The sequence below is a fragment of the Methylophaga sp. UBA3192 genome (genome assembly GCA_002363955.1).
In the GTDB taxonomy this organism is placed as follows: domain Bacteria; phylum Pseudomonadota; class Gammaproteobacteria; order Nitrosococcales; family Methylophagaceae; genus Methylophaga.
Window position 1 is genome coordinate 100,368 of the sequence record DEXE01000002.1, and the last position, 19,743, is coordinate 120,110.

Annotated in this window: 18 protein-coding genes; 9 read left to right on the forward strand and 9 right to left on the reverse strand. The window is 45.7% G+C overall.

Annotated elements, in window-relative coordinates; all coding sequences use genetic code 11:
- Nucleotides 1–30 precede the first annotated feature (30 nt).
- Both B2337_RS00555 and B2337_RS00560 read left to right on the forward strand, forming a co-directional pair.
- On the forward strand, nucleotides 31–810 hold the full coding sequence (locus B2337_RS00555; protein WP_292360568.1) for an exodeoxyribonuclease III: 780 nt from the start codon (nucleotides 31–33) through the stop codon (nucleotides 808–810).
- 55 nt (nucleotides 811–865) lie between these two features.
- Nucleotides 866–1,042 (forward strand): DUF6435 family protein, encoded by a 177-nt coding sequence (locus tag B2337_RS00560; protein ID WP_292360566.1) that lies wholly within the window; start codon nucleotides 866–868, stop codon nucleotides 1,040–1,042.
- An 86-nt stretch (nucleotides 1,043–1,128) separates the two neighbouring features.
- Here the strand turns inward: B2337_RS00560 and B2337_RS00565 are convergent, their stop codons facing one another.
- The gene (locus B2337_RS00565) at nucleotides 1,129–1,491 is read right to left on the reverse strand and encodes a helix-turn-helix domain-containing protein (protein ID WP_292414907.1); all 363 of its coding nucleotides are present in this window, start codon (nucleotides 1,489–1,491) and stop codon (nucleotides 1,129–1,131) included.
- 117 nt (nucleotides 1,492–1,608) lie between these two features.
- The gene (locus B2337_RS00570) at nucleotides 1,609–2,160 is read right to left on the reverse strand and encodes a DJ-1/PfpI family protein (protein ID WP_292414909.1); all 552 of its coding nucleotides are present in this window, start codon (nucleotides 2,158–2,160) and stop codon (nucleotides 1,609–1,611) included.
- Between the two features lie 110 nt (nucleotides 2,161–2,270).
- On the opposite strand from B2337_RS00570, the gene B2337_RS00575 reads away from it, so the two are divergent.
- Nucleotides 2,271–3,239 carry a hypothetical protein gene (locus tag B2337_RS00575; RefSeq protein WP_292414910.1) on the forward strand — a complete coding sequence of 323 codons (969 nt, stop codon included), beginning with the start codon at nucleotides 2,271–2,273 and terminating at the stop codon, nucleotides 3,237–3,239.
- Between the two features lie 82 nt (nucleotides 3,240–3,321).
- Here the strand turns inward: B2337_RS00575 and recQ are convergent, their stop codons facing one another.
- Nucleotides 3,322–5,448, reverse strand: coding sequence for a DNA helicase RecQ (recQ, locus tag B2337_RS00580; RefSeq protein WP_292414911.1), 2,127 nt, complete (start codon nucleotides 5,446–5,448; stop codon nucleotides 3,322–3,324).
- 170 nt (nucleotides 5,449–5,618) lie between these two features.
- Here recQ and B2337_RS00585 point away from each other — a divergent pair, with 170 nt between their 5' ends.
- Complete coding sequence (locus tag B2337_RS00585) at nucleotides 5,619–5,966, forward strand: cupin domain-containing protein (RefSeq protein WP_292360559.1); 348 nt, start codon at nucleotides 5,619–5,621, stop codon at nucleotides 5,964–5,966.
- A gap of 1,164 nt (nucleotides 5,967–7,130) precedes the next feature.
- Here the strand turns inward: B2337_RS00585 and B2337_RS00590 are convergent.
- From B2337_RS00590 to dinB, 3 genes are read right to left on the reverse strand one after another with little or no spacing between them, the layout of a single operon-like run.
- Nucleotides 7,131–7,697: a DUF4276 family protein gene (locus B2337_RS00590; RefSeq protein ID WP_292360557.1), complete on the reverse strand. Its 567-nt coding sequence runs from the start codon at nucleotides 7,695–7,697 to the stop codon at nucleotides 7,131–7,133.
- Nucleotides 7,690–8,937 (reverse strand): AAA family ATPase, encoded by a 1,248-nt coding sequence (locus tag B2337_RS00595; protein ID WP_292360555.1) that lies wholly within the window; start codon nucleotides 8,935–8,937, stop codon nucleotides 7,690–7,692. The genes B2337_RS00590 and B2337_RS00595 overlap by 8 nt, the downstream gene beginning before the upstream one ends.
- Nucleotides 8,938–8,968: 31 nt before the next feature.
- Nucleotides 8,969–10,060 carry a DNA polymerase IV gene (gene dinB, locus B2337_RS00600; RefSeq protein WP_292414912.1) on the reverse strand — a complete coding sequence of 364 codons (1,092 nt, stop codon included), beginning with the start codon at nucleotides 10,058–10,060 and terminating at the stop codon, nucleotides 8,969–8,971.
- 158 nt (nucleotides 10,061–10,218) lie between these two features.
- On the opposite strand from dinB, the gene B2337_RS00605 reads away from it, so the two are divergent.
- From B2337_RS00605 to B2337_RS00615, 3 genes are all read left to right on the forward strand, one after another.
- Nucleotides 10,219–11,757, forward strand: coding sequence for an AmpG family muropeptide MFS transporter (locus tag B2337_RS00605; RefSeq protein WP_292414913.1), 1,539 nt, complete (start codon nucleotides 10,219–10,221; stop codon nucleotides 11,755–11,757).
- A 207-nt stretch (nucleotides 11,758–11,964) separates the two neighbouring features.
- Nucleotides 11,965–12,363 (forward strand): hypothetical protein, encoded by a 399-nt coding sequence (locus B2337_RS00610; protein ID WP_292742471.1) that lies wholly within the window; start codon nucleotides 11,965–11,967, stop codon nucleotides 12,361–12,363.
- An 84-nt stretch (nucleotides 12,364–12,447) separates the two neighbouring features.
- On the forward strand, nucleotides 12,448–12,822 hold the full coding sequence (locus B2337_RS00615; protein WP_292414915.1) for a nuclear transport factor 2 family protein: 375 nt from the start codon (nucleotides 12,448–12,450) through the stop codon (nucleotides 12,820–12,822).
- 15 nt (nucleotides 12,823–12,837) lie between these two features.
- On the opposite strand, the gene ppnN is transcribed toward B2337_RS00615, so the two are convergent.
- From ppnN to B2337_RS00630, 3 genes are all read right to left on the reverse strand, one after another.
- On the reverse strand, nucleotides 12,838–14,199 hold the full coding sequence (ppnN, locus tag B2337_RS00620) for a nucleotide 5'-monophosphate nucleosidase PpnN (protein ID WP_292360545.1): 1,362 nt from the start codon (nucleotides 14,197–14,199) through the stop codon (nucleotides 12,838–12,840).
- Between the two features lie 131 nt (nucleotides 14,200–14,330).
- Nucleotides 14,331–14,828 (reverse strand): single-stranded DNA-binding protein, encoded by a 498-nt coding sequence (gene ssb, locus B2337_RS00625; RefSeq protein WP_292360543.1) that lies wholly within the window; start codon nucleotides 14,826–14,828, stop codon nucleotides 14,331–14,333.
- 36 nt (nucleotides 14,829–14,864) lie between these two features.
- A complete protein-coding gene (locus tag B2337_RS00630; RefSeq protein WP_292360541.1) occupies nucleotides 14,865–16,250 on the reverse strand; it encodes an MFS transporter in 1,386 nt (461 codons plus the stop codon).
- Nucleotides 16,251–16,300: 50 nt separating this feature from the next.
- On the opposite strand from B2337_RS00630, the gene uvrA reads away from it, so the two are divergent.
- Both uvrA and B2337_RS00640 read left to right on the forward strand, forming a co-directional pair.
- Nucleotides 16,301–19,120, forward strand: coding sequence for an excinuclease ABC subunit UvrA (uvrA, locus tag B2337_RS00635; protein WP_292360539.1), 2,820 nt, complete (start codon nucleotides 16,301–16,303; stop codon nucleotides 19,118–19,120).
- The gene (locus B2337_RS00640; RefSeq protein WP_292360537.1) at nucleotides 19,117–19,740 is read left to right on the forward strand and encodes an inorganic triphosphatase; all 624 of its coding nucleotides are present in this window, start codon (nucleotides 19,117–19,119) and stop codon (nucleotides 19,738–19,740) included. Before uvrA ends, B2337_RS00640 begins: the two co-directional genes overlap by 4 nt.
- Nucleotides 19,741–19,743: the final 3 nt, after the last annotated feature.

The window sequence follows — 19,743 nt, forward strand, 5'->3', positions numbered from 1 at the left end:
ATGCTGTCTTTTTTCAAGTACGAGTGAATGATGCGAATTATAACAGCGAATTTGAATGGGATCCGAGCCGCTGCGCGTAAGGGATTTTTTGACTGGTTAAAAAAACAGGATGCCGATGTGGTGTGCATTCAGGAGACTAAAGCGCAAGTTCATCAGCTGGAAGACAAGATTTTCACTCCTGAAGGCTATCACTGTTATTACCACGATGCAGTCAAAAAGGGCTACAGCGGTGTCGCGATATACAGTCGACAAAAACCGGACGAAGTTATTACAGGCATGGGCAATGCCGAGTTTGATATCGAAGGTCGTTATATTGAAGCCAGATTTGGCAATCTGAGCGTGATCTCCCTCTATCTGCCATCAGGCACATCAGGTGATGAACGGCAGCAGGTTAAATATCGCTGCATGGAGTTTTTCGAAAATAAAATGCAGGAAATGAAAGAATCCGGTCGAGATTACATTATTTGCGGTGACTGGAATATCGCTCATAAGAATGAAGATATCCGGAATTGGAAAGGCAATCAGAAAAACTCCGGCTTTTTACCTGAAGAACGTGCCTGGCTGGATAAGTTGTTTTATGAGATGAATTTTGTCGATGCGTTCCGTGAACTGCCGCAGGCTGAACATGAATACACCTGGTGGTCCAACCGTGGTCAGGCCTGGGCCAATAACACAGGATGGCGTATCGATTATCATGTTCTGAGCCCGAGTCTGAAAGGTAAAGTCAAAGCAACCGATATTTATCGCGATGAACGCTTCTCTGATCATGCACCGCTGACTATTGATTACGATTACGAACTACCAAAATAATGAACTTTCCTGTTTTGTTTCTCTCTGATTAGGGTCTATCTGAGAGAAACAAACCATGTTTTCATTATTCAAGTCGGACCCAGTCAAAAAACTGAAAAAGCAGCTTGCTCAAAAACGTGAGCAGGCCATGCTGGCGCAACGTAATGGTGACATACGCAAGTTTGCCAGGCTCACCGAAGAGTCTCAGCTTCTGGTTGAAGAGATTCAACGGCTTGAGTCGAAACCTGAATAATTCAGTTACCTCAAAAAATGGCTTGGCTTCAAACCCCGACCTGATCTAAGCACTGACTATTCGTGATTACTGCGAAGTTGTCAGCTTTAGTCTGCGGCATGAATGATGGGCTTAAACATTCGGCGATACTGGCTTGGCGTTAAGCCGGTTTTGCGTTTGAACAAGCGACGGAAAAACGACGCATCTTCATAGCCGATCTCAAAACTGATGTCATCCACCGGCAGTTGAGTCTGTTCAAGCTGGCGCTTGGCGGCTTCGATGCGAATATTCTGCAGGTAATCAATCAGAGTCAAGCCTGTCGCGGATTTGAATCTGCGTTTGAGCGTGCGTTCCGGAATATTGGCTTGCTGCAGCGTCAGCTGAAGAGCATGGCCGTTTTTGTAGTGGCGTTTGAGTGCATTTTCGCATTCGGCAACAAGATGATCGCTATGGGGATTATTCCGTAACAAGGTGTGATAGGGCAGCTGACCCTCATCATGCCACTTAAGCAGATAAACCTGAGCAATTCTGACCGCTTCCGCGGGACTGAAGTGCTTGGAAATAATATAAATAGCCAGGTCGTGCCACTACGTGGTGCCACCGGCTGTCACTATTTTCCCTGCGGTATCTGCAAAGGCTAAATTGGGCTCTGGTTTGAAGCGGACTTTCGGATAATGTTTGCGGAACAAGTCCTGATATCCCCAATGGGAAGTAGCATCACAGGCATCCAGCAGCCCTGTCTCGGCGAGCATAATGGCGCCTGAGCAGGCCGAGTAGATATAGGCGCCTTTTGCATGCTGCGTTTTTATCCAGGCGATCAACTCCGGATAGCGACCGGTCAACGGTTCATCAGGACCGAGCCATAGCTCCGGCAGTATAACGATATCAGGTGAATCGGCCAGATGATGAAAGTCGCTGTCAGGCTGAATGGGGATGTTATTGCCGCAGAAAAACATCTCACGACGGTTTGACACGATATGCACATTAAAAGGAGTTTGCTGCTGTTCTTTACGTGACAGTGTCTGCCAGATATTGCCCGTCGCCATCAGCACATCTTTCATGCCATATAAAGCCGACCCCGCTGTTTCCGGAATCGCCACAATACAGACATCAAGCGAGGTTGCAGTCATTTTTGGCATAAATGAACCGTTTTTTGGTTTTTTGCATCTTCATAGCGCATTTATACGACGCTTAATCTTTTTCATAACTTCATTAAACGTTAATGAAGCAGATGAATGAGGAAAATACCATGAATATGATGAATCAGGCTTATGTAAATGAGCAACAAATTACGCCATTCGCACACCGTTATCAAAGATGTGTAATGGCATCAAAACGGGTTTCCTGGCGGATTGAAGAAGATGTGATTCGAGGCCGGGAATTTGACGCCACACAAAAGTTTTTGCCCGACCAGTTATCACGGGTAAATCAATGGGGATTCCTGACTGCAGAGGACAAACGCTTTGTCAGCCAGATCCAGGGACGTACTTATGCCAATATTTTTGGTCTGGTGGAGCGATTTATCAACGCCAAAGTATTGGAGCTGGGCCAGCATCATGTGTTGGGTGATCAAGTGGCACTGGAGGCACTGATCAGGTTCAGCGATGAGGAGCTTAAACATCAGGCGCTATTTCGCCGGATAGAAGTGATGACCGGTAAAGTGATGCCTGAAGGCTATTATTTTACGATTGATCCGAATGATGTGGCGCGTGCTGTGTTAACCAAGTCCACCTGGGCGGTGCTTGGCTTAACCTGCCATATTGAATTGTTCACGCAGCAGCATTACCGGCAGAGTATCGCTGAATGTGAGGGCTTATCACCGTTATATAAAGACGTATTTCTGTTTCATTGGAAAGAAGAATCCCAGCATGCGATTCTGGATGAAATTGAATGGCGGGAAGAGGATAGAAAACTCTCCCATGTGCAGCGTGAACAGGCTGTTGAGGATTTGATGGAATTAGTTGCTGCCGTAGATGGCATATTGCAACAACAGGCCAAGGCAGATGCCAGCTATTTTATTGCTGTGTCGAGAGCCGCATTCACTGCACAGCAGCAAGCGGCGATAGCTGAACAATTTCTTAGCGCATATCGCTGGCAATATATTGTCTCTGGAATACAGCACACCCGGTTTACCAAAGTGCTGAGTGAGTTGACCACGCAAGCTCAGATGACAAAGATAAACAATGCGCTGGCTCCGCTGATCCATTCAGCTGGTTAATTGGTGTGAATGAATTGCTACGTAACAGGTTCCGGCCGCAGGTCGGAACCTGTTACGTAAAGTACCTCAAAAAAGTACAGTACTAATGAACTGAGGCCATCACGCAGCGAATCACCCCGTAATCGTATGCTTCATCCAGCGCATGAAACACGGCTTTCAGGCTGTCGGCCTTTTCTCCCAGCGACTCAATGGTGGAAATAATCGCATTGAAGTCACCATCTTCCAGTTCCAGTACATTCTTAACATCCAGCAGACCGGCTTCAATACCATCGGAGAGATGACTGTAGACCGTGCTGATTTTTAGCTCACGGTGTTTCGCGATCTGATCAGGGCTCAACCCTTGTTCATGCAGTATCAACGTCTGATTTACCGTGTCACGTAAGCCGTTATTTAATAATTCGGATAATGGAAACTGCTGAATGACGGATAAAAATCGCTGACCGTAACTTTCCAGTTTTTGTGCGCCGACACCGGAAATACGGGCCATGGCTTGCATATCGTTAGGTCTGGTCTGACACATTTCCTGTAAGGTTGAATCATGAAATATCACAAAAGGCGGCACGCCATTTTGTTGGGCGATCTCGGTTCGTAACTGACGTAAAGCCTCCCATAATTCCTGATCCTGAGGACGCACGGTAGATTGTTTTTTCTCTTTTTTGCTGAGCGTTTGTTTGGCTTGCTGTTTGCGCAGCAGCAATTTTTGTTCACCGCGCAAAATCGCCCGACATTTTTCTGTAAGACGCAAAGCCCCGTAGCGATTGATATCAATATCAAGATAGCCAGTGGCGATAAGCTGGCGGAAGATACCGCGCCACTGGGTGGCGGTCAGATCTGAGCCAATACCGAAGGTACTGAGCTGATCATGCTGGTTAGTCTTGATACGTTCATCGTCACTGCCCACCAACACATCAATTAAATAATTCACCCCAAAGCGTTGGTCGGTGCGATAGACACAGGACAAGGCTTTTTGAGCAACTTCGGTGGCATCAAAATGCTCTGGCGGGTTCTGACAGTTATCGCATTGTCCACAGGTTTCCGGTGACGTTTCATCAAAATAGGCGAGCAGGGCATGTCGACGGCAGCTGATGGATTCGCATAAGCCCAACATGGCATCCAGCTTATGATGTTCAACCCTTTTGATGATCTCCGGTGCATCTGAGTTCTGCATAAACTGCCGCAGGGTAATAACATCTTGCAGGCCATACGCCATCCAGGCATTAGCCGGTAAACCATCACGACCGGCGCGGCCGGTTTCCTGATAATAGGCTTCAATATTTTTTGGCAGATTTAAATGCGCGACAAAGCGTACATCGGGTTTATCAATGCCCATACCAAAGGCGATGGTGGCGACGATAATCACCCCTTCTTCGCGTAAAAACCGTTGCTGATGCTTAGCACGGATTTCTGATGATAAACCGGCGTGATAGGGCAAAGCGACGCGACCCTGATCGGTCAGCCACTCAGCAATTGCCTCGACCTTTTTACGAGACAGGCAATAAACAATCCCGGCATCGTTGGCATGCTGGGTTTCAATAAACTGCCAAAGCTGTTGTTTAGCCTGATTGGCTTCGGCAATGGCATAAAAAATATTGCTCCGGTCAAAACTGTTCAGATAGACATTGGCGTCATGCAGATTGAGCTGTTCGATGATTTCAACGCGAGTACGTTTATCCGCCGTGGCGGTCAGCGCAATACGCGGGATATCCGGAAAGCGTTCATGCAACATGCGCAGTTGCTGATATTCCGGGCGAAAATCATGGCCCCATTGCGACACACAATGCGCTTCATCAATGGCAAACAGTGACACCTGTATGCGTGACAACATCGTCAGCGTGCGTTGATTTAACAAACGCTCAGGTGCCATATACAATAAATCGATTTCACCGGCCTCAAGCGCAGACTCAACAGCATTGGCTTCAGCAGCCGATAAGCTGGAATTCAGAAAGGCCGCATTCACGCCCAGCTCTTTTAATGCCACCACCTGATCCTGCATCAAGGCTATCAGCGGTGACACCACCACGCCCGTACCCGGCCGAATCAAAGCCGGAATCTGATAACACAATGACTTGCCGCCACCGGTTGGCATCAAAACCAACGCATCACCACCAGCAATTACCTGATCTACAATAGTTTGCTGGTTATGGCGAAAATCGCTGAAACCAAAGACGCTTTGTAAAACAGTGAGTGCGGTTTGCCCGACGTGTTGCATAAGAAAATCAGTAAGCCATTAAAATACCCATTATGGCAAATTGCCCTCGGTCTAAACATGGCATGTGGTCGATAAATTCGGTTTATCGCTAAAAGACAGGCAAAATAGGGTAGTTCAAACGTCTCAAATCAGTCTGGTTTTGGGAATAAATCAAAAATTTAGGAAAGAAAATGAAAGAAATTACAGTTGATAACAACCCTAGTGCAGCACGTTTAAAAGAATTGGGTGTTGCTCACTGGCCAACATGGGAAAAAGAAGTCTCCACCTTTCCATGGTCATTTGTGACCACAGAAATCGCGTTTATCGTTGAAGGCGAATGTGTCATGACGCCTAATGATGGTGGCTCCGCGACGACATTTAAAGCGGGAGATTTAGTCGTCTTTCCGAATGGGTATAAAGGTACTTGGGAAGTTAAAAAAGCGTTGAAGAAGCAATTCAAACATAAAGATGGCAATTTTGTGAAATGTGCTCTTAGCCGTTTTAAAATTTTGAAAAATAAATTTAAATCAAACGCTTAAAATATAATTTGTTGCCTGTTAATTTGGGTTAAATGCAATGAAGTTCAACAGATAGCTGTCATTCCCGCGCATGTGGGAATCTAATGACATTTGTAGGTTGGGTTGAGGTACGAAACCCAACAATCGGCATGGGTCCATTTAAACCGATTTGATATTTAATAAATTTATTTCGACTTAATGTCGAGTCAGGGGAGTAATAAGCCACATCCCTGTGGCTCACCTGCAAGCAGGTTGCTTCGCAGTTCAAATTCGTTCCCGACGAATTTGTGCGTGCCCATCCCCTAACAACCCCAGGGCAACCCTTGTGCTGGCCTGCGGCTTCACTGCGTTGCGTTTTTTGTCAGGGAGACTCACCAAACTCGCTTCGCTCACAAATTTGTCTGGAACAAATTTGGACGCCGGAGCCGCCGTAGGGTGAGTGGCATGGATGCCACGAATCAGACATTCCGATTTCTAATCCTGAGATAACCATTTTTATCGGCAGCACAAAAGGGGATTTTGTCGCCGACCCTCTAATGCCCTTATGCGAAGCTGAGCATCGCAGAGCTGGTCGGATCGCATGACGGATGTTTGACCGAAGGGAGTTTCCGTCATGCCCAGTCAGCCTTTATGTTTGGGTTGAATGCAATGAAACCCAACAATTTGCATAGGTATATTTAAACCGGTGTGATATTTAACAAGATTATTTCGACTTAATGTCGAGTCAGGGGAATGCGTGCCCATTCCCCTAACAACCCCAGGGCACCCCATGTGTTGGCCTGCGGCTCCACTGCGTTGCTCACTTTGTCTGGCGTACGGCCAAAACTCGCTTCGCTCAAACACTGGCCGTCCGTTATCCAGACAAAGCTCCGCTACTCGTCAACACAAAAGGGGATTTTGTCTCCAACCTCAACGGCTCTCCCTAACGCCCTTATGCGAAGCCGAGCATCGCAGATCAGTTTGGATTAAACATGACGAGTGTTTGAGCGCAGCGAGTTTTCGTCATGTTCCAAACTGATTGAGAAGCGCAGGGAACCCGCAGGGCGAGCATGGGCTGCCCTTTTGTTTGGTTCGTTTATTTTGGGCAAGCAAAATAAATGAACGCCCAGCGGCAGCGATGGAATGAGCAGCATGTTTCAGATTGTTGGGTTTCGTACCTCAACCCAACCTACGGGCTATCAAATTTTACTTACAGATAGTTTCTCTAATATATTTGTCAAAACTACAATAGGAATTACATTTTTTGAGTTTTAATATTGAAATTTCTTCAGCAATTTTCTTATTGTGAATTGTGTTTAAGTAACGTTTTTTTCCATTTCTCCAAACCAAATTTCTTAAATACTCTTTTGGTGAATTTATTGATTCACATTGCGAGTCTATTTTTGGTGTTTTGTCTAAGCCAAAAACTTTTTTTATTGCCTCAGGATCCGTTAATAACCATGCTTCCATTTCTTCAACTGGAATGATAATTAAAGAGTTTGGGAACTGGTTGATACTGATTTTTTTCTCCAACTCTTTTCGTAACTTTACTTCATTATTTCTATCTAAATCATGAAATACAAGAATATGTTCGCATCCTGAATTATAAAGTTGCGTGGCCCAAGAGTTGCATTTATTTCTAAGTTTTCCACAACCATTTCCAACAAATTTCTTTACTGCAAATTCGCACTTATCAATATATTTACTTAAAATATGTTGGATTACATCAACATCACTTAAATCTTCAGCGATTACTCCGATCTTCTTAGACATTTTCTAGATCTCCATGCTTCCAATACTCTCCTAAGCTTCCTTCTGTCTGAAGATATTCTTTAAGTGCTTTCATTTCTTCGTTTTTAAGTATTTTTGAAATATTCTTAACGATGGTTCCTTTTGAAGAATCTCTTTTCACAGAGAAAACATTTTCAATATCGACATTATCTAGCACAGTGTCGGAGTGTGTGGAGATGAATATCTGCTTTTCTTTTGAGTAAATATTTATTAGCTCAATAATGCTATTCAACAAACCATGATGTACACATACTTCTGGTTCCTCAATCATAAGCATGCTGCTTTTATCGGTGACTAGATTGAAAATTAATGCAAGAGTCTTAAATGTTCCCTCAGATAGTTGGCTCGGTGACAATGTGCTTTCTGAAATTGTGAATCCTGGAACTACCATTAAATTTATTTTTTCACGCTTTCTTACAGTACCCCCTGTGAGAACACTAACACTTGATGAGGAGGTCTCAATCTCTTTGAAATCAATTTTATCAATCAAACCAATACCCGATGGACCGACTATATTAAAGAATTCACTATAAGCTTCTGTATTTTCTTTGAATTCGGAATACATGTTGTAAAGAAATGTCTTATGACTACTTCTGATGGAAATTCCTCGACGAAGACCAGAATTACCCTCAGCCTCAACTTCAAATGATATTGGACAGTTAGATGGGTTTGTAAATTGAGAGGCACTGTAGTAGCTAATGTTAGCTATATATTCTGAGATTGAAATCATCACCGATAATGATTTTTCATCAAACCCTCTTTCTTCTAAATACTTCTTTAAAAACCCACTTCGATCTCTGGCACTTCCATGTACATTCATTTTTCCAAAGTGAGATATGTCGTATATTATTTCTAGCGGAATATAGGCTTTTTTTCTACTGCCAGTTATGTCAAACATGTACCAACTTTCACTAGACTCTATGACTTCATCTTCATTTTTTTCATTAACTACAAGATTTACTTTTGCATTATGAATGACGGTTTTTCCATTCATATTAAACCAAGTTTTTATTTCACTTGCTGTGTAAAGGGACTCTTCACGTCTTTTTAAACTTGATCGTCTTCTTACATATAATAGTGAAGACAATAGCTTTATTGCTGAAAGGATATTTGTTTTGCCACTACCGTTAGGTCCAATTAAAGCTGTGAGTTCAGAGTCGGGAAGGAATACAGTATTTTCACAACTCCTATAACTTTTTATTTGTATCTTTGATATTCTCATATCGCTACCATTTTTTTGTTAAATGTTTTATTTAAGCAATGTCAGTATGACTTAAATCTAACTGCTGTTGAACATTCTCAACAACAACCGGCAAATCAAACCCACTCAAACTCAACCCCACCAACCTGACTGGTTTATGCCCAGCTTCAGTCCGAGCCAACAACTTTGGAATCCACTCCTGCAAATCAGCTAAGCCAATACTCCGATCCAGAGTCTGAGCCCTAGTAACTTGCTGAAAGTCTGCGTATTTCACTTTCACTGTAACGGTTCTGCCTTGCATATCGTGTTTGTTGAGGCTTTCAAGCACTTGCTGAGCAAGGTCGAGCAAGATATTTGTCAACTCAGGAATGGACAGAATATCTTCGGCAAAGGTGGTTTCTTTGCCCAGCGATTTACGGATTCGTGAGCTGCGAACCGGCCGTTCATCGATGGCTCGGGCGATGTTGTAATAATACTGACCGGATTTACCGAAGCGTTCGGTGAGTTCAGTTAAAGATTTCTGCCGTAAGTCATTACCAGTATGAATGCCGAGGTTTTTCATTTTGGTTTCGGTGGCGGGGCCGATACCGTGAAATTTGCCGATGGGTAGTTGGTTTACAAATTCCTGGCCCTGTTCTGGGCGGATGAGATACAGGCCATCGGGTTTATCCATATCAGAGGCAATTTTGGCGAGAAATTTATTGTAGGACACACCAGCCGAGGCGGTGAGCCCAGTCTCGTCAAGGATTTCAGTTTTGATGGCTTTGGCAATCAATGTGGCAGAGCCATTAAACGATTCAGTGTAAGTGACATCCAGATAGGCTTCATCTAAAGAAAGCGGTTCAACTTCTGAGGCATATCGCCAGAATATTTCGCGGATTTGGTTGGAGACTTCCTTATAGGCGTCAAAACGGGGACGAACAAAAATGGCTTCGGGACACAAACGATAGGCCCGCGATGAGGCCATTGCAGAATGAATGCCAAATTTGCGTGCTTCATAGCTGCACGCGGCCACCACGCCACGGCTATCGGGTTGACCACCGACGATCAGCGGTTTGCCTTTGAGCTCGGGAAAATCACGTCGTTCAACCGAGGCATAAAAGGCGTCCATATCTACGTGAATGATTTTTCGTTGCTTAGCCATTGATATTTGAGGTGATTAAGTTCTCGTTATTTTCTCACAATCTAGGACGAATAGGTGGAGTGAGATATTTCCATATTGAACTGACGGTTATTTCAGAGTGGATTGCCAGAAGCGTCAATGTTACTTTAGCGAATTAAACCTCATCAGTGAGCTTACGTTTGATTGCAAATATCCGTTCCTGGCAGGGAAGTCTGCGGGCTTTCTTTACCCCTCAAGTTATCACCATGCTGTTTCTCGGCATTGCGGCGGGGTTGCCGTTATTACTGATTTTTTCATCGCTTAGCTTATGGCTGCGGGAAGCCGGTGTGGAACGCAGCGCAGTCACCTATTTCAGTTGGGCGGCGCTGGGTTATTCCTTCAAATTTGTCTGGGCTCCACTGCTGGATATTTTGCCATTACCGATTTTGCATCGCCTGTTAGGTCGAAGGCGCAGCTGGTTATTTTTATCGCAATTGATGATTATTACGTCGATTATTTTGATGGCGATGGTGGATCCGGCCACACATTCACTCACATTAATGGCTATTGCCGCAGTATTACTGGGCTTTTCAGCCGCGACGCAGGATGTGGTGATTGATGCTTATCGTATTGAATCTGCCGATACGCGTTTACAGGCGTTAATGTCCGCCAGTTATATCGCCGGTTATCGAATCGGTATGTTAATGGCCGGAGCGGGCGCGTTGATGCTGGCCAGTTATTTTGGCTCGGAAATGGGTGAATATGATTATCTGGCTTGGCGACAAAGCTATTTGATTATGGCGGCATTGATGTTGATTGGTGTAGCAACAACGCTGTTAAGCCCTGAACCCGAAGTGAATAAAAAAATTCATGATGATCGAAAGCGGGATTATCTGGGTTTGATGCTGACTTTTGCCTTGTCGATTAGTGGTTTTATCGGCTGTTTTTACCTGACAGGTGATTGGGCGGTGCAAGCACGATTACAGATGCTCAGTTGGGTCCATAATGGTCCATTGGCTGCAGTGGGTGTTGAATTGGTGCGGTTAGTGCTGGCAACCCTGGTGGCGGTGATTATTGCCAGAGTGTTAATTTTAATGGGATGGGTACAGAAGAGTATTGTGCATCGCAGCTATGTTGAGCCAGTACAGGATTTCTTTAAACGTTATGGTCTGTCGATGGCGTTGTTATTGCTGCTATTGATTGGTCTGTATCGGATCTCCGATATCGTGCTGGGTGTTGTTGCCAATATTTTTTATCAGGATATGGGCTTTACCAAACCGGAAATTGCCACGGTGGTAAAAACCTTTGGTTTGTTTATGACCATTGTCGGCGGTTTTCTCGGTGGGATTCTGGCACTGCGTTTCGGGGTAATGCGCATTCTGTTTTTAGGAGCAGTGTTATCCGCTCTGACTAATCTGTTGTTTATGTTGCTGGCACAAATGGGCAACGATATTGTGATGTTGTATATCGTGATTTCCGCCGACAACCTGTCGGGTGGCCTGGCGAGTGCAGCATTTATTGCGTTTTTGTCCAGTCTGACCAATATCTCGTTTACCGCCGTGCAATACGCTATTTTCAGTTCGCTGATGACCTTGCTGCCGAAAATACTTGGCGGTTATTCCGGGACCATGGTGGAAAGTATCGGCTATGAACAGTTCTTTTTGCTGACGGCATTCATGGGAGTGCCGGTGTTGTTGTTAGTATTCCTGGCGGCCAGACGTTTTCGAATAGATGATTAGCTGAACATCGTTATGTGGCGCTGGCTGTTAATTTTAATAGTAGTTTTTTTCGGCTGGCGTCATTGTTCGTCGGCTGAGACAGAGTTTGTTGAGCCCCACAGAGTTATTGAAAACGCACCTCGGCAAACTGAAGTATCTGACATAGCTTCAATACCTTTTGATCAATATCTTATCCAGCCTGTGGCGGAATTTCATCTGGAAGCCCGTGTGTTGGCACGGGAAGATTATTACTTAGGCCGTGAAGCGGATTTATCCCCTACTGATTTGGTATTAGGATGGAAAGATATGGCAGATCCGCAGGTGGTGAAACAGATCAACATCCGCCAATCCGGCCGCTGGTATTTCTGGCAGGTTGACTCGTTTCCAATCCCGCGCCGTCATATTGAAACGCAAAGTGCCAATATGCATTTGATCCCGGCTAACGATGAAATAGCCAGAACGCTGAAGCAGATACGAGCTGGACAATTGATTACGCTTCAGGGCTATCTGGTCAATGTGCATGCTGAGGAAGGCTGGCGCTGGCGCAGCTCGCTCAGCCGTGAGGATACCGGTGCCAATGCCTGTGAATTGATTTATGTGATGCAGCTTAAAATCATTTCCGGATAACGGTTTTGGGTGTTTTATCGCGGGAAATTTCCCCGAAATATTTATGTTATGTTGGCTTTATCCATACACAGCAAGGAGATTTCTATGTCTAATACCGCGACTTCAATCAGTGATTACGATGCCATTACCAAGCTGATACAGCACTATATTGATGGTGCCGTTTCGGGCCGTGGTGAGCTGATGAAACCGGCTTTCCATCAGGATGCCACCATCTACGGTTATGTTGGTCCGGATTTATTTGCCGGCCCCATTCAGGGTTTGTATGACTGGAATGATGAAAATGGTCCGGCCAAAGAGATGAAATCAACGATTACGCATATTGATGTGGTCGGTAATGCCGCCAGTGTACGTTTGGAGTCAGATAACTGGACCGGTCATCGTTTTACCGATTTTTTCAATTTGTTAAAAATTGATGGCAAATGGCAGGTGATGAATAAAGTATTTCATCTGCATGATTAAACCTGAGCTGCTGGGTTAATCCAGCAGCTTATAACAAGGTTTGTAGGCATTTTCGTCCTGCCCCAGTTTCATACGTTTTTCGCGGACAAATTTGCGTAACAGATCATCAATGGCGCGTAGCAGTTCCGGTTCACCGTTAATAACATACGGACCATGTTTGGCCACTTCACGAATACCAAAGGCTTTGACATTACCGGCGACAATACCGGAAAAAGCCGAACGTAAATTACTGGCTAGCTCATGCTTTGGCATGTCTGAATACAGACGCAAAGAAGCCATGTTTTCATGAGTGGGAATAAATGGCTGTTGCAACATCGGATCGATATGCAGTTGCCAGTTAAAGTAGTAGGCATCCTGTGATTCACGACGCGCCAGATGCACCGCATCAACCGAATCACGGATGGTCTGTCCCACTGTTTCCGGCTCGCCAATGACAATTTGATAAAGCTCGGCAATCTCATCACCCAGACAGCGGCGCAGGAATTTATCCAGCGTATCAAAATAGTCGCGACAGGACTCAGGGCCGGCAAACACTAAGGGTATGCCTTGTTTGTTTTCCGGATGCAGCAAAATACTGAGCAAATAGAAAATTTCTTCAACGGTGCCGACGCCACCTGGAAACACAATAAAACTGTGACCCAGACGCACAAATGCTTCCAGCCGTTTTTCAATATCCGGCATTATCACCAGTTCATTAACAATCGCATTTGGCGATTCAGAAGCAATAATGCCCGGTTCACTGATACCGATATAACGGCCGGTTTTGATTTGCTGCTTGGCATGGCCAACAGCTGCGCCTTTCATCGGACCTTTCATCGCACCAATACCACAGCCGGTAATGATATCCAGATTACGCAGACCTAATTCATAGCCCACATGTTTGGCGTAATCATATTCTTCTCGTGGAATGGAATGACCACCCCAGCACACCACGAGATTCGGTGTCATATTCGGCTTGATAGCATCGGCATTGCGCAGAATCATAAATACGCTATCCGTTATCTGCTCAGAGGTTGGCGAGGTTTGCCGAGCGAGAATTTTGAAGTCGGTATAGATAATATCGCGCAGTGCCGAAGATAAATGCTCCTGAATGCCACGAATAATCTTGTCGTCAACAAAAGACTGTGCCGGTGCATTTTTGATTTCCAGCACCACACCACGCGATTGCGGCACCAGTTTGATATCAAAGTCGGCAAAGGTATGAAAGATCTGCTCAGCATCATCCTGATGACTGTCGGTATTTAGAATCGCCAAAGCGCAATCGCGAAATAATCGATGCAGATCTTCGCTGGTGTTACTGATACGTTGGATTTCTTCCTGAGACAGCAGATTTAATGTTCGTAATGGACGAATCGTGGTGTGTTGAATTTTGTTCATAGACTTCTATTGATAAAAAAGGCAAGCAGACATACTCCCACTGTTGAGTTTGGGAATCAATGTAAAAAAATCTACCAAACGAAACAAAAAAGCCCCTGTGTCAGGGGCTTTGGTATAAATATCTTACTCGATCAAAATGGAATATCGTCATCATAATAATCGGCTTCACCACCTGAACCATAATCCGGGCCTGCAGAAGCTGAGGCAGGTTGCGGATTGTTGTAGTTACTTTTTGCTGCGGGTTGAGATGGTCGACCTTGATTGTAATCCTGATTATCACTGCTTCCGCCGCCGGCACCTTTGCTGTCCAGCATGGTCATTTCATTACCGACAATTTCAGTGGTGTATTGATCCTGACCTTGCTGATTTTGCCACTTACGGGTTTGAATACGGCCTTCTATATAAACTTGTGAGCCTTTACGCAGATATTGCTGAGCAATTTCACCCAGTTTGTTGCGTAACACCACGCGATGCCATTCCGTACGTTCCTGGCGTTCACCGGTTTGTTTGTCACGCCAGCTTTCTGAGGTGGCAATCCGTAAATTACAGATCGAGCCACCATTAGGAAAAGCCCGGCTTTCAGGATCGACTCCGAGTCTGCCAACCAGAATAACTTTGTTTACTGACATGGTGAATTCCTTTTTTAATTCAATTATTTGTTCATTTTACGCATAAATCAGACATGCTTCGAGTTCATGCAAATCGACATCATCGGCGAGATATTTGACGTAAGCAAGCCTCTCTTCTAGCACGATAACTATCTCTACCACGCCTTTAATCGCATTCAGCCGTTCTGCAAATTCATCAGCCGTCTCGGCCGTCACTTCATTTAACGGAATAATGCGGCTACTGTAATGTTTTGGCGCTTGCATGGGTAGCATAAATATCAGCCAAACAGCACTGATCAACCCGGCGGACCAGAAAATCCAGCTGATATCACCAACACTGTAAATGATTCCCCCCAGAATGCCGCCGAGAAATGCACCGATAAATTGCGCGCTGGAATAGATGCCCATTGCAGTGCCTTTATTTCTAATGGGACTGAGCTTGGACATCATCGAAGGCAGGCTGGCTTCAAGAATATTAAAGGCGGTAAAAAATAACCACAAGCACACCATCAATATGGCTAACGAGCTTGGCAGCAATGCCCAACCGACCTGGGCAATGGCCAATACGGCGATTGCGCCGGTAAAGACCATTTTCATTTTGCGTTGTTTTTCGGCCAGCAGAATAAACGGCACCATCGTGATAAATGCCAGTAGCAACACTGGCAAATAGGTGAGGGCTAAATCAGCTTTGGCCACGCCAGCAAAATCCTGCAAGGCAATCGGCAAGGCAAAAAAGCTTAAGGTCAGTAATAAATGCAGCACCAGAATACTGATGACCAGTCGCATAATAGAAGTATTTGCCAATACCTCACCAATCTGTGCGCGGGCAGGTTTCATATCCTGATGTTGCTTATGCTTAAATGGAGTGGGCACCCACCAATGCAAGATGATCATGCCGAAAACCGCCATTAATGCGGTGGCCCAGAAGATACCATCCAGTCCAATCCAGCTTTCCAATGCGGCACCACCAGCCAATGCCACAGAAAATGACAGGCCAATGCTGATGCCAATAGCTGCCATGGCTTTGGTGCGATGCTGGTCGCGAGTCAGGTCAGCCGTTAAGGCCATTACCACCGCAGCAATCGCGCCACTGCCTTGCAATAAACGCCCAAGAATCACGGTATAAATAGAATCTGCCATCGCGGCCAATAAGCTGCCAAAAGCAAATAAAATTAACCCCAGATAAATGACCTTCTTACGACCAATTCGATCGGAAAGCATGCCAAACGGAATTTGTAATACAGCCTGCGTTAAACCGTAGGCACCGATGGCCAGACCGATTAATAGCGGCGTGCTGTGTGAATACTGTTGAGCGGAGAGCGAAAATACCGGCAAAATCATAAATAACCCGAGCATTCGCAGGGCGAATATGAGTGATAAACCGGAAATAGTTCGTTTCTCCAGCGCACTGAGTGCGTCAGATGTGGCTTGCTTTTGCGTCATGATAGGGTGACAGAGTATATTGATCCGTTGGATTTTACTACGGAACAGGCATGAAAAAAATCAGTATCCGCGGCGCCCGTACGCACAACCTGAAAAATATTGATCTGGACCTGCCCAGAGATGCGCTGATTGTCATTACCGGCTTGTCCGGATCAGGCAAATCGTCACTGGCTTTTGACACCTTGTATGCAGAAGGGCAGCGCCGTTATGTGGAATCACTATCGGCCTATGCCAGACAGTTTTTATCGATGATGGAAAAGCCCGATGTTGATCATATTGAGGGACTTTCTCCAGCCATTTCCATTGAACAGAAATCGACATCGCATAATCCGCGCTCTACCGTCGGTACGATTACTGAAATCTATGATTATCTGAGATTATTACTGGCGCGAGCCGGTGAGCCACGCTGTCCGACCCATCATCTGCCTTTGGAAGCGCAGACAGTCAGCCAGATGGTGGATACCGTATTAGCGATGCCGGAAGGCAAACGGTTAATGTTGTTGGCTCCGGTCATTCAGGATCGCAAGGGCGAACATTTATCGGTATTTGAAGGTTTGCGAGCACAAGGTTTTGTGCGTGCAAGAGTCAACGGCGAAGTGGTTGAACTGGAACAGCCACCAGAGCTGGAGTTACGCAAAAAACATACTATTGAAGCTGTGGTAGACCGATTTAAGGTACGGGAAGATATTCAGCAGCGTCTGGCTGAATCATTTGAAACCGCTTTAAAGCTGGCGGACGGTGTGGCTAAAGTCGTATCAATGGATGATGACTCCGATCAAACCCTGTTTTCCGCACGCTTTGCCTGTTCCGAATGTGGTTATTCGATTGCCGAACTTGAACCACGCATGTTTTCGTTTAATAACCCGGCTGGAGCCTGCCCTACCTGTGATGGACTGGGAATAAAACAGTTTGTCGATCCTTCCCGCGTCGTTGCACACCCTGAACTGAGCCTGGCGGCCGGCGCGATTAGAGGCTGGGATCGTCGTAATGCTTATTATTACCAGATGATTCTGTCTCTGGCGAAGCATTATCAGTTTGATATTGATGCGGCGTTTGATTCATTACCGGAAAATGTCCGCCAGGTCATTTTGTATGGCAGCGGTCGCACTGATATTGATTTCAGTTATATCAGCGACCGCGGCAAACGGGTGACCCGTAAACATGCCTTTGAAGGCATTATTCCGAATCTGCAACGTCGCTATCATGAAACCGAATCCGGCAGTGTGCGTGATGAACTGGCGAAATTTCACTCCATCAGAGCCTGTCCGGATTGTCATGGCACCCGATTAAGAGAAGCCTCACGTAATGTCTTTATCAACGAAACCAATTTACCGGCGATAACGGCAATGCCGATAGGCGAGGCCACTCAGTTTTTCCAGGAATTACAATTGCCCGGCAAACGTGGCGAGATCGCCAGTAAGATCGTCAGTGAGATCAGTGCACGCCTTAGCTTTCTGGTGAATGTCGGACTGGATTACCTGTCTTTGGCGCGTAGTGCGGATACCTTATCTGGTGGTGAAGCCCAGCGTATTCGTCTTGCAAGTCAGATTGGCGCCGGTCTGGTGGGGGTGATGTACATACTTGATGAACCTTCCATTGGTTTGCATCAGCGTGATAATGATCGTTTGCTGGCAACGCTGACCCGATTACGCGATCTGGGTAATACGGTAATCGTAGTTGAGCATGATGAGGATGCGATCCGCAGTGCTGATTATGTGCTGGATATCGGGCCGGGCGCCGGTGTACACGGTGGTGAAATTGTGGCCCGTGGAACACCTCAGGATATTATGAAAAGTGAGCATTCGCTTACCGGCCAATACCTGTCAGGGCGGCGCAAAATTGAGATACCAGTTAAGCGAGAAGCTTATCATGCCGGTAAGGCGATTGGTCTTCGTGGTGCCTGCGGCAATAATCTGAAACATGTGGATGTGGATATTCCGATTGGTTTGATGACCTGTGTCACCGGTGTATCAGGGTCCGGTAAATCCACATTGATCAATGAAACATTGCTGAAACTGACATCCAAAACCCTCAACGGTGCTTCCGATGAACCGGCTCCGCATACGGAAATTCTGGGCTTGGAACAGCTGGATAAAGTGGTGGCGATTAATCAAAGTCCCATTGGTCGCACGCCACGCTCCAACCCTGCCACCTATACCGGCTTATTTACCCCGATTCGTGAATTATTTGCTGGGACTCAGGAAGCTCGGGCCCGGGGTTACGGCCCGGGGCGTTTCAGTTTTAATGTCAAAGGCGGCCGCTGTGAAGCCTGTCAGGGTGATGGTCTTATTAAAGTGGAAATGCACTTTTTACCGGATATCTATGTGCCGTGTGATGTCTGTAAAGGCAAGCGCTATAATCGCGAAACCCTGGATATTCGCTACAAAGGCAAGACCATTACTGAAGTGCTGGATATGACCATTGAAGACGCCAATGTGTTTTTCGAAAATATCCCGGTGGTTGCGAAAAAACTGCAAACCCTGATTGATGTTGGCTTGACATATATCAAGCTGGGACAAAATGCCACGACGCTTTCCGGCGGTGAAGCGCAACGGGTCAAACTGGCAAAAGAACTCTCCAAACGGGATACCGGTAAAACGCTTTATATCCTGGACGAGCCAACTACAGGCTTGCATTTTTATGATATTGAGCAGCTGCTGAAAGTGCTGCATCATTTGCGTGATCGTGGCAACACTATCGTAGTGATTGAGCATAATCTGGATGTGGTGAAAACCGCGGATTGGGTAATTGATATGGGGCCTGAAGGTGGTGCGGGAGGCGGCGAAGTGATTGCGGTCGGCACGCCAGAACAAATTGCTGAATATCCGAATTCACATACCGGCCATTATTTAAAGCCTTTACTGAAATGAGTCTTGAACAGGAAATCAAATTAGCCGTTGCAGGGTCTGACAAGCTGGATCTGTCAGAGCTTGACTGGTTGCAGGCCATCACCACGGAACAGCAGCAGCTGCATTTGCGTACCGAATATTTTGATACACCAGAGTTAAAGCTGAAAAATCAGGGTATTGCTTTACGTATGCGGCAAATTGGTGATCAGTGGGTGCAAACGGTAAAGAGCAGTGGCCAGGTCAAAGATGGCTTGCATCAGCGTGAAGAGTGGGAACATCCCATCATGAATAGCGAGTTTGATCTACCATTATTGCGGCAGACGCCATTAGCACCGATTGTTGATGACAGTGGCAGCTGGAGACAATTAACGTGTCTGTTTTATACCGAGTTTCAACGTGATGTGTATTTGCTGGAAGCACCGCAGGATACGCTGATAGAACTGGCATATGATTTTGGTGAGGCGGGTTCAGCTGACAACACGGCTGTCATCCACGAAATTGAGCTTGAGTTACGTCATGGGGCGCTTGAAGTGTTACGGCAAATTGCCGAAAGGTTGAGAGAAGAACTGAGTCTGACCTATAAAAACAGCAGTAAAGCAGAGACGGGCTATCAGCTCTATCAGCAAAACCAAAGTAAATAATAC